The sequence below is a fragment of the Aquabacterium sp. genome, assembly GCF_049274795.1.
In the GTDB taxonomy this organism is placed as follows: Bacteria; Pseudomonadota; Gammaproteobacteria; order Burkholderiales; family Burkholderiaceae_C; genus Aquabacterium.
Genome location: NZ_JBASTH010000033.1, coordinates 1 through 11,253 on the forward strand (window position 1 = coordinate 1; position 11,253 = coordinate 11,253).

Sequence of the window (11,253 nt, forward strand, 5' to 3'; positions counted from 1 at the left end):
GCCCAGGCGGGGGTGGAGGCGGCGGGGGCTTTGGTGGCGGACCTGGTGGCCCGGGCGGCGCCCCCGGTGGTGGCAAGGACGCCCCGCTGGCCATGGACGCCCTGATGACGGCCAGCCTGAACCCGCTGGTCTCGGCCGCGATGCCCTTGCTGACCACGGCACCGCGCATCCGCCACATGGTGCAGCACCCCAATCCTGCGGGCCTGAAGGACGCGCTGTCAGAAGGCATCCGCAAGTTCGAAGGCCAGGCCCGTGCCGACGGCCTGCCCAACGAGCAGATCGTCGCCGCGCGCTACATCCTGTGCACGCTGCTCGATGAATCCGCCGCCAGCACGCCCTGGGGCGGCTCGGGCGTGTGGTCGGCGCAGAGCCTGCTGGTGCAGTTCCACAATGAAACGTGGGGCGGCGAGAAGGTCTTCCAGCTGATGTCCAAGCTGGCCGAGAACATCCCCAACAACCGCAACCTGCTCGAGCTGCTCTACGTGTGCCTGGCCTTCGGTTTCGAAGGCCGCTACCGCGTGCTCGACAACGGCCGCGCGCAGCTCGACAGCGTGCGCCAGCGCCTGGCCCAGTTGCTGCGCCAGGGCCGCCCCGAGCCCGACAAGGCCCTGTCCATCCGCTGGAAGGGCGAGGAGGCCAAGGCCGCGCGCCTGGGCGACGGCATCCCGCTGTGGGTGATCGCCGCTTTCACGGGCCTGATCCTGCTGGGCATCTACATCGGCTTCCGCTTCGGCATCAACGGCTCGTCCGACCCGGTTTTCAGCACGCTGCAGGCCATGGACGCCAAGGCCGGCAGCACGCCCGCCGCCACGCCGCACCCGGCCGACAAGCCGCGCCTGGCCGGCCTGCTCAAGCCCGAGATCGACGCCGGCCTGGTCAACGTGCAGGATCTGGCCGACCGCTCCATCATCACCATCAAGGGCGACGGCTTCTTCGAGCCGGGCAGCGCCGAGATCGCCGACAAGGTGCGCCCGCTGCTGGTGCGCATTCAGGATGCACTGCAAGCCTTCCCCGGCGCGGTGCTGATCACCGGCCACACCGACAACCAGCCGATCCGCTCGCTGCGTTATCCCTCCAACTGGCACCTCTCGCAGGACCGCGCCAACGCCGTCAAGAGCATGCTCGGCGGCCTCAAGGCCGACCGCCTGCGCGCCGAGGGCCGCGCCGACACCGAGGCCGTGGCCGACAACGCCACGCCCGAGGGCCGCTCCAAGAACCGCCGTGTCGAAGTAACCCTGTTCGTGGCCAACGCCAGCGGACAGGCCGCCTCCCTCACGGGTGCACCACCCGCCGCCGAGCAAGCGCCGCAGCAACCTCAAGCGGGCCAGTGAACGATCATGAAAAAATTCCTGTCCTTCCTCGTGCATCCCGTGCTGCTGGCCGTGCTGGGCGTGCTGGCCCTGTCCGCCCTGGTGTGGTGGGTCGGTCCGCTGATCGGCTTCGGTGAGAGCAAACCCTTCGAGCCCACCTGGGTGCGCCTGACCATCATCGGCGTTTTCTTCGGCATCCTGATCCTGAGCCTGGTGCTCAAGGCCATTCGCCGCAAACGCGCCAACGCGGCCCTGCTCGAGGGCATGGCCAAGGGCCCCAGCGCCTCCGACAAGGAAGCCGCCACCCTGGGCGACCGCTTCAACCAGGCCGTCAAGGTGCTGCAGGAATCGGGCGGCGGCAAGCGCTCGGTGTTCCAGCGCGGCCAGTTCCTGTATGAGCTGCCCTGGTACATCTTCATCGGCGCGCCCGGCTCGGGCAAGACCACGGCCCTGCTCAACGCGGGCCTCACCTTCCCGCTGGCCGAAAAGCTGGGCCAGGCCAGCGTGCGCGGCGTGGGCGGCACCCGCAACTGCGACTGGTGGTTCACGGATGAAGCCGTGATGATCGACACGGCCGGCCGCTACACGCTGCAGGAGTCCGACAGCAGCGTTGATGCGTCCGCCTGGGACACCTTCCTCACCCTGCTCAAGAAAACGCGTCCGCGCCGCCCGCTCAACGGCGTGCTGCTCACCGTCAACGTGCAGGATCTGCTGCAGCAGACCCCGGCCGACCGCAAGGAACACGCCGCCAAGCTGCGCGCCCGCATCCAGGAGCTGCACACCAAGCTGGGCATCCGCCCGCCGGTGTACGTGCTGCTGACCAAGACCGACCTGATCGCCGGCTTCAACGAGAGCTTCGGCGCCATGGGCAAGGAAGAGCGCGACCAGGTCTGGGGCTTCACCTTCCCGTACGACGCCCGCGGCGAGGCCGACACCCTGCGCGAGTTCCAGTCCGAGTACGCCGCTTTGGAAAAGCGCATCCGCGAACGCCTGGTCGAGCGCATGGAAGCCGAGAACGACGTGCTGCGCCGCGCCGCCATCTTCGCCTTCCCGCAGCAGTTCTCCGGCCTCAAGGGCCTGCTGGGCGGCTTCCTGGAACAGGTCTTCGGCGGCGGTGGCTCGCTCGAAGAAAAACCCATCCTGCGGGGTGTGTACTTCACCAGCGGCACGCAGGAAGGCACGCCCATCGACCGCGTGCTGGGCACCCTGGCCCGCACCTTCGGCGTCGAGCGCCGCCTCAATGCCCCCGCCGGTGCGCGCGGCAAGAGCTTCTTCCTTCACCGCCTGCTGAAAGAAGTGGTGTTCCAGGAGCAAGGCCTGGTCGGCGAGAACCGCGCCGTCGAGGTGCGCCGCCGCCGCATCAAGCTCGCTGGCGTCGCCGCGCTGGCCCTGCTCAGCGTGGTGCTGATCGCCGGCTGGAGCGTGAGCTACGTGCGCAACAAGGCCTACGTGGCCGAGGTCGAAGCCCGCCTGCCTGATCTGCAGAAGAAGGTCGATGGCCTGCCGCCTGCCACCAACAGCGATGTCACACCCCTGCCCGACGTGCTGGGCGCCGTGCGCAACGCCGCCGTGCCGGCCGAGTTCGGGCTCGACAACGTACCCCTGAGCTACGGCTTCGGCCTGTTCCAGGGCGACAAGCTCGACGCGGCCGCGCAGATCAGCCACAACCGGCTGCTGGACCACGCCATGATGCCGCGCGTGGCCCGCCGCCTGGAAGAGCGCCTGCGCGCCGTCAACCAGAGCAACCTGGAGCTGGCCTACGAGGCGCTCAAGGGCTACCTGATGCTCTACACGCCCGAGAAGTTCGACCCGGTCGCCATCAAAGCCTGGATCACGCTCGACTGGGACGTGAACCTCGAACGCAGCCTCACGCCCGAGCAGCGTGCCGCCCTGGACAAGGACCTGGACGACATGCTCTCGCGCGGTGCGCCGCAGCCCAACGTGCCGCTGGACAAGAACCTGGTGGCCAATGTCCGCGAGATGCTGATCGCCTACCCGCTGGAGTACCGCGTGTTCAGCCGCCTGAAGCGCCAGCAATTGGGCGCGGATCTGGCCGAGTTCTCGGTGGCGTCGGCTGGCGGCCCCAATGCCTCGCAGGTGTTCACCCGCGCCAGCACGCAACCGCTCACCAAGGGCATCCCAGGCCTGTTCACGCGCGACGGTTATCACAAGGCCTTCAAGGACGCCGTGGGCGACGTGGTCGACCAGCTCGCCAGCGAAGAAGACTGGGTGCTGGGCACCAAGTCCTCCGGCCTGGCCTCGCTGAAGGACAAGGCCCTGGGCGGCCAGCAGTCCAGCGAGATGGCCCAGCGCGTGCGCCGCCTCTACCTGGAGGAGTACATCAAGGTGTGGGATGCCTACCTGGCTGACGTGCAACTGGTCAAGCTGGGCGGCCTGGACCGCAGCCTGCAGGTGGCCCGCGTGCTGTCGGCCCCGGATTCGCCGCTGGCCTCCTACCTGCGTGGCGTGGCGCGCGAAACCAAGCTGGTGCTGCCCAAGGCCGAGGCCAAGGGAAAAGCCGGCTCGGACACGGCCATGGGCAAGCTGGACCAGCGCACCGAGAAGGCCCGCCGCGAGATGGCAGCCCTGGGCATGGGCGAGCCCGCGCCCACCAGCGGCAGCGCCGCCCCGATCGAGCAGATCGTCGACGACCACTTCGCCTACATCCACCGCATGGTCGAGGGCACGCCGCCCCCGCTCGATGAAGTGCTCAAGATGTTCAACGAGGTCTACGTGCAGCTGGCCGCCGTCGATGCCGCGCAGAAGACCAAGACCCCGCCGCCCCCAGGCGGAGGCGCCGCCGCCAAGGCCGCCGCGGCCCAGCAGCCCGAGCCCATCAAGTCGATGCTGGAGCAGCTGGCCGATGCCGGCGCTTCGCAGAGCCGCGTGGCCGAGCGCCAGGGCCTCACGGCCGAGCTCAAGCCCATCACGGACTTCTGCCAGCGCGCCATCGCCGGCCGCTACCCCTTCTCGCCTGGCTCCAAGGCCGACGCCCTGCCCGATGACTTCTCGCAGATGTTCGGCGTGGGCGGCCTGATGGACGACTTCTACCAGCGCCGCCTGGTCACCGTGGTCGACACCGGCAGCAACCCCTGGAGCTTCAAGCCCCTGCCCGACGGCACCAAGCCGGCCGGCGGTGCCGCCCTGGCCGACTTCCAGCGCGCCGCCCGCATCCGCGACGTGTTCTTCCGCGCCGGCGGCAAGGTGCCCGCCTTCCGCGTCGACATCCGCGCGCTGGAGATGAGCCCCGACCTCAAGGAACTCAACATCGACATCGACGGCCAGGTGATCAAGTTCGTGCCCGGCAACACCACCGTGGCCACCGTGAACTGGCCGCCGCAGCGCCTGGCCTCGCAGGTCAAGGTCAGCAGCGTGCCCGCCGGCACCCCGCAGGTGTTCGACGGCTCGTGGGCCCTGTTCCGCATGTTCGACCGCTTCGAGGTGCTGCCCTCGGCCCAGCCCGAGCGCTTCCAGGTCGTCATGAACCTGGACGGCAAGAAGGCCAAGCTGGAGGTGATCGCCAGCAGCGCCTTCAACCCCTTCCGGCTGCGCGAGATCCAGCAGTTCCGTTGCCCGGGGTCGCTGTGAACGGCCTGCCCGCCTTCGATGCCGACGGCCTGCCTGCCGAGCCCGGCAGCGCCCCTGGCGGCGTGCCGGGGTGGTATGGCAAGCTGCCCTCGCTGGGCGACTTCGCCTCGCGCCGCCTGTCGCACGAGCTGATCGAAGCCTGGGATGCCTGGCTGGCCGAAGAGATCGGCAGCCTGCGCCAGCAATGGCCCGACGACTGGCTGCAGGGCTACCTGCAAAGCCCCACCTGGCGCTTCGTGCTCAGCGCAGGCACCCTGGGCGCCGCCCAGCCCTGGCCCATGGCCGGCATCCTGATGCCCTCGGTGGACCGTGTGGGCCGCTACTTCCCGCTCACCATCATCGCGCCGCTGGGCAGCCTGCCGCACAGCCACGAACAGGCCGAAAGCCTGCTCAACTGGCTGCACGCCATGGACGACCTGGCCGCCGATGCGATGGAGGAAGACTGGCCCATCGAGGCGCTGGACCAGGCCCTGGCCCAGCACCCCGCGCCCGTCTGGGCCGCTGACGCGCCCCCGCTGGCCCACGCCCTGGCCCGCCTGGCCAACGGCGACTCCCGCTTGGTGGCCCTGCCCCTGCCCGACACGCGCAACGCCATGGCCGAAGGCCTGGGCCGCGCCCTGTGGCACTGGGGCCTGGACGGCCTGCTCGCCCGCAGCCTCTCGCCCGGCCTGGTCTGGTGGTGGGCCGAGCCCTCCGATTCGGCCCAGCCCCGCCAGACCCTGCTCAGCCGCGGCCTGCCCAGCGGCACCGACTTCGAGGCCCTGATGGGGCCGCAGCGCCACACCAGTCCGTCTGTCGGGGGCTTCCCCCTGGCCGACCTGGGCGATACTGCATCACCCGATCACCAAGCCGTTTGATCCACGATGAGCAGCGACCCCTTCTCCAACCTGCAGCCGGGGGACTCTTCCGATGAAGACGACCGCACGGTGATCCGCCCGTCGGCCAGGCCGCCCGCGTCACCGGCACAGGCCCCTGCGCCCGCGCCCGGCCCCGCCACGCTGCCGCAGGATGCCGCCGATGAGTGGCTGCCCCCCGTGGCGCCGGAGCCCGCCCAGCCGAACGTCACCGGCTCGCCCACCAGCATCCCCATCCCGCCGACGCGCCCGCCGCACACCGCCGGCATGGGCACGGCTGCCATCGGCGGCGTGCCGGGCGACCACGGCAACACCCTGCCCGTGGGCACCTACGTCGGCGAGTTCGAAGTCACCGACACCCTGGGCGAAGGCGGCTTCGGCATCGTCTACCTAGCCTGGGACCACTCGCTGGAACGCAAGGTCGCGCTGAAGGAATACATGCCCGCCGCGCTGGCCGCGCGTGGGCAGGGCCTGTCCGTCACCGTCAAATCGGCGCGCCACGCCGAGACCTTCGAGGCCGGCCTGCGCAGCTTCGTGAACGAAGCCAAACTGCTGGCCCAGTTCGACCACCCGTCCATGGTGAAGGTGTACCGCTTCTGGGAAGCCAACGGCACCGCCTACATGGTGATGCCCTTCTACGAAGGCACCACACTCAAGGACACGCTCAAGGAAATGGGCGGTACCCCGCCTGACGAAGCCTGGCTGACCGCCCTGCTCGCCCCAGTGAGCGAAGCGCTCGAAGTGCTGCACGGCCAGCAGTGCTACCACCGCGACATCGCCCCTGACAACATCATCCTGCTCAAAGGCACGGGCAAGCCGCTGCTGCTGGATTTCGGCGCCGCCCGCCGTGTGATCGGCGACATGACGCAGGCGCTCACCGTGATCCTGAAATCCGGCTATGCCCCCGTGGAGCAGTACGCCGAGGTGCCCGGCATGAACCAGGGCCCCTGGACGGACGTCTACGCCCTGGCCGCCTCCGTCTACTACGCCATCAACGGCAAGACCCCGCCGCCCGCCGTAGGCCGCCTGGTCAACGACAGCTACACGCCGCTGGCCCAATCGGCCGCCGGCAAGTACAGCGACCGCTTCCTGCGCGCCATCGACCACGCGCTGGTCGTCAAGCCCGACGACCGCATCCAGAACATGGCGCAGCTGCGCGACGAGCTGGGCCTGGGCGTGGGCTACGTGCCGCCCACCACCATGCCCTCGCCCACAGGCGGGCCCGCCAAGGGCACGGCCGGCGGCGCCTCCGCCACGCCCACCAAGGGCAAGGACAAGCCCGCCAAGGCGGACAAGGCCGAAGGCGCCGACGGCGGTGGCAACAAGCGCCTGCCCGCGATCATCGGCGGTGTCGTGGCCACCGTGGCCCTGGCCGGTGGCCTGGGCTACGCCCTGATGGGCGGCAAGAAGGATGCCGCCACGGCCGATACCGCAGCCTCCGCCGCCAGCGCCGTGGTGGCCCCCGCGCCAGCCCCGGCGCCCGCCCCCGCACCGGTTGAACAGGCGGCCCCCAGCGGCCCCTTCGATCCGATCAAGGAGTTCGACCGCATCGTGACCAACGCCTCGGCCGGCTTCACGGTGGAGGGCGCGCCCATCAAGCCACGCCTGCAGATCGGCAAGGACCGCCTGGGCTTCTCCTTCACCTCGTCCAAATCGGGCTACGCCTACGTGCTGCTGGTCAGCACCGACGGCACATTCATGAAGCTGTTCCCGAACCGGATCGCGCCGAGCAACCACATCGAGGCGGGCGAGCACATCCACCTGCCCGACAAGAGCTGGCCCATGGACGCCGCCGGTCCCGCCGGTACCGACCACTTCGTCGTGATCGTCTCCAGCCGCCCGCGTGATTTCACCGAGGCGGGCGGCCGCAGCGAAGGCGGCTTCACCGAGTTCCCGCGCGAGGAGGCCGAAACCGCCTGGCGCAACCACAGAGGCGCAGGCTCGGTGTTCGCCGGCAAGCCCATCTGTGATGCCGGCGCGCCCTGCTCGGACGACTACGGCGCCGCCCATTTCACGCTCGAAGAATTCGAATAAATCCATCCACCGTCTGAACCGCCGCGCTGTCGCACACCTTCGCGCGGCACCGCAGGGAGCCACCCATGAGCACCGACTGGACACCCAACTTCGGCCAACTGGACCGCACCGCGCCCACCTGGGCGCCCAAGCGCCCCGTGCGCATCGCCCTGCTGGGTGATTTCAGCGCTGGCGCCGCCTCGGGCCGCCTGGACACCGGCAGCGACCTGGCCAAGCGCAAGCCCATCTCCGTCGAGTTCGACATCCTGGAAGACGCGCTCTCACGCCTGGACGTCAAGCTCAACCTGCCGCTGGGCGAGCAAGGCACCGTCGAGATCGGCATCACCGAGATCGAGTCCTTCCACCCCGATGAGCTTTACCGCAACCTGGACCTGTTCTCGCAGCTGTCCAACCTGCGCAAGCAACTGAACAACACCGCCACCTTCGCCAAGGCCGCCGCCGCCGTGCAGGGCTGGGCCGACGGCAAGGCCAAGAAAGCATCGCGCACCAGCCGCAAGTCCAAGGCCCGTGGCGCCGCACCGGCCGCCGACGCCAAGCTGAGCGATTTCGCTCGCCTGGTCGGCCTGCCCAGCGCCCCTGAAGACGCGCCCGCCGCCAGCGGTGGCGCCGATGCGCTGATCCGCAGCATCGTCGCGCCCTTCATCGTGCCGGCCGCCAGCCCCAACAAGGACGCGCTGGTCGCCTCGGTGGACAACGCCCTGTCCGACGCGCTGCGCGCCGTGCTGCACCACGCCGATTTCCAGACGCTGGAATCACTCTGGCGCGGCACCGACTTCCTGCTGCGTCGCCTGGAGACCGGCCCCGGCCTGCAGGTGCACCTGATCGACCTGAGCGCCGAAGAGTTCGCTGCTGACCTCAGCGCTACCCACGACCTGGCCGAGACCGCCCTCTACAAGCTGCTGGTCGAGAACCCCTCGCAGGACAAGACCGGCGGCTACACCCTGCTGTGCGGCCTGTACCAGTTCGAGGCCACGCCGCCGCACGCCGAGCTGCTGGGCCGCATCGCCCAGATCGCGCAGCAGGCCAATGCGCCTTTCGTGACCAGCTTCAGCATCGACGGCCTGACCGACCGCAAGAAGCCGCCGCACGCCCTGGTGCAGGAAGCCCTGCGCGCCCTGCAGGGCCTGCCCTCGGCCAGCCACCTCAGCCTGATGGCGCCGCGCTTCATGCTGCGCCACCCTTACGGCAAGCGCAGCGACCCGATCAGCAGCTTCGATTTCGAAGAGTTCACTGCCCAAGAAGGCCTGCGCGGCATGCTGTGGGGCCACCCGGCCCTGCTGGCGGCCAGCGCCGTGGCCGGCAACGATGGCCTGACCATCGGCGACCTGCCCTTCTACCATTTCAAGGACAAGGACGGCGACACCATCGCCCTGCCCACCACCGAGCGCCTGCTGAACACCGACGCCGCGACCACGCTGCGCGACTGGGGCATCAGCCCGCTGCTGGCCCACAAGGGCGCGCCCGAGTTGCGCCTGGCCGGCCTGGACGCCGTCAACGGCGCCGCGCTGGGCAAGGCCGCCCCGGTGTCCAGCAAGCCCCGCGTGGGCGTGGAAACCAAGGTTGGCATCGGCGCCGGCCTGACCGTCACGGCCACCACCCGCAAGCCGCCCGCCGGCAAGCCCGCCAGCAGCGATGACGACGACCTGCTGTCCAGCAGCAGCGACAGCAACAGTGGCGATGACGGCGACCTCGACGCCCTGCTCGCCGGCCTGGGCGACGACTCGTCCTCCTCGTCCAGCGACAGCAGCAGCGGTGGCGACGACGACCTGGACGCGCTGCTCGCCAGCCTGGGCGGTGACGACGACAGCAGTTCGTCCAGCGACGACAGCGCCTCGTCCGGCGGCGGTGACGACGAGATGGACCCGGAACTGGCCGCCCTGCTGGCCTCTCTGGAGTAAATCGCGCGGGCGCCGGCCCAAACCACGGCATTGCGGACAGCAGACCCGTCCTTTTGGACGGAACCCTACTGTTCCGGTGGTGGGCAGGCGCGCGCAAAGCTTTCTACAGTCGGGCCTGCCTCCCTGGTCCCGCAGCACGAGGGCGTCGATAACGGCGTCCAGGATCGATGACCAACACCATGACATCCATGCGACACCTGATCACCCGTTTCGCCGCGCCCCTGCTGCTGGCCGGCGCCGCCCTGATGGGGCCCGCCGTGGCCCAGACCGCTGCCCCGGCAGCGGCCCCAGCCGCCAGCAGCGCGCTCGACAAACCCCGCACGCCCGGCGTGATGCGCGTGGCCGTCAAACCGGCCAAGCCCTTCGCCTACGAAGAAAACGGGCAGTGGAAGGGCTACAGCGTCGACCTGTGGAACGCCATCGCGCAGCAGGAAGGCTGGCGCTTCGAGTGGGTGCCGATGGAAACCGTGCCCGAGACGCTCGACGCGCTGCAGAAAAACAAGGTTGACGTGGGCGTGGGCGCGCTCAGCATCACCGAAGAGCGCGAAAAGGTGCTCGATTTCTCGCACCCCTTCTTCGAATCGGGCCTGCAGATCATGTCGCCCGTGGCCCAGGCCGGCTCGATCTGGGTCGCGCTGGAAGGCCTGGCCTCGGCCCCGGTGCTGGGCGGCTTCGGCGGCCTGGTGCTGGCCCTGCTGCTGGTGTCGTGGCTGCTGTGGTGGTTCGAGCACAAGGACAACGAAGAGAGCTTCCCCGCCCCCGCCTGGGCCGGGTTCAAGGAATCGCTCTGGTGGTCCACCAACATCCTGATCGCCGGCGGCTGTGAGAACAAGACGCCCAACGGCACCCCCGGCCGTCTGCTGGCCGTGGTCTGGATGCTGGGCGGCATCGCCTTCACCTCGTACATCACCGCCGTGTTCACCTCCACGCTGACGGTCACGCGCCTGAACACCCAGGTCCGCGGCATCGCCGACCTACAGGGCCAGATCGTGGGCACAGTGGAAGGCAGCTCCAGCGACGCCTACCTGAACAAGCTCGGCGGCATCCCGGTCGAGGGGCACGACACGGTGGATTCGGCCATGGCCGCCCTGCTCAAGAAGGACGTCAAGGCTGTGGTCTACGACGCCCCCATGCTGCGCCACTGGATGTCCACCCACCCTGCGGAAAATGAAAAAGTCGCACTGGCGGGTGACACCTTCGCGCGCCAGCATTACAGCTTCGCCCTGCCGGTGGGCAGCGCCCGCCGCAAAGAAATCAATGAAACTTTGTTGCAGTTGCGTGGGTCCGGATTCCTGGAGGATCTGGAAAAACGCTGGTTCGGATCGATCCAGGCCCCGCAAGGCCTGTGACCTGATCAGGGGGCGGGGCCATCCCTAAGCTCAGGGACATGGCCCCTACCCCGCCCGCGCCGTTGAGTCTATGATTATCGAATTACCGTAAGGAGCACCTGCCATGAACCGCCCCCAAACCTCTGAATCGCACGCTGCGCGTCGCCTGCTGGCCGCCTGCCTGCTGACGGCGGCCCTGGGCGCCTCGCCCGCCTGGGCCCAGGACGCCGCATCCGCCCCC

General features: G+C 69.3%; 6 protein-coding genes. All 6 read left to right on the top strand.

The window, feature by feature from the left end:
* Positions 1–1,331: DotU family type VI secretion system protein (locus WAQ08_RS04925; RefSeq protein ID WP_422189568.1), on the top strand; the 1,331-nt coding region annotated here is incomplete at its 5' end.
* A 6-nt stretch (positions 1,332–1,337) separates the two neighbouring features.
* The gene (gene tssM / locus WAQ08_RS04930; protein ID WP_422189570.1) at positions 1,338–4,898 is read left to right on the top strand and encodes a type VI secretion system membrane subunit TssM; all 3,561 of its coding nucleotides are present in this window, start codon (positions 1,338–1,340) and stop codon (positions 4,896–4,898) included.
* A complete protein-coding gene (tagF, locus tag WAQ08_RS04935) occupies positions 4,895–5,755 on the top strand; it encodes a type VI secretion system-associated protein TagF (RefSeq protein WP_422189572.1) in 861 nt (286 codons plus the stop codon). Before tssM ends, tagF begins: the two co-directional genes overlap by 4 nt.
* 6 nt (positions 5,756–5,761) lie before the next feature.
* Positions 5,762–7,786, top strand: coding sequence for a protein kinase domain-containing protein (locus WAQ08_RS04940; RefSeq protein ID WP_422189574.1), 2,025 nt, complete (start codon positions 5,762–5,764; stop codon positions 7,784–7,786).
* A 65-nt stretch (positions 7,787–7,851) separates the two neighbouring features.
* Positions 7,852–9,684: a type VI secretion system contractile sheath domain-containing protein gene (locus tag WAQ08_RS04945; RefSeq protein WP_422189576.1), complete on the top strand. Its 1,833-nt coding sequence runs from the start codon at positions 7,852–7,854 to the stop codon at positions 9,682–9,684.
* A 179-nt stretch (positions 9,685–9,863) separates the two neighbouring features.
* Positions 9,864–11,033, top strand: coding sequence for a transporter substrate-binding domain-containing protein (locus tag WAQ08_RS04950; protein ID WP_422189578.1), 1,170 nt, complete (start codon positions 9,864–9,866; stop codon positions 11,031–11,033).
* Positions 11,034–11,253 lie beyond the last annotated feature (220 nt).

What these genes read in the sequence shown, in the direction of transcription:
- tssM (WP_422189570.1), top strand. Translation starts at nt 1,338, where the DNA reads ATGAAAAAATTCCTGTCCTTCCTCGTGCATCCCGTGCTGCTGGCCGTG.
- WAQ08_RS04940 (WP_422189574.1), top strand. Translation starts at nt 5,762, where the DNA reads ATGAGCAGCGACCCCTTCTCCAACCTGCAGCCGGGGGACTCTTCCGAT.
- WAQ08_RS04945 (WP_422189576.1), top strand. Translation starts at nt 7,852, where the DNA reads ATGAGCACCGACTGGACACCCAACTTCGGCCAACTGGACCGCACCGCG.
- WAQ08_RS04950 (WP_422189578.1), top strand. Translation starts at nt 9,864, where the DNA reads ATGACATCCATGCGACACCTGATCACCCGTTTCGCCGCGCCCCTGCTG.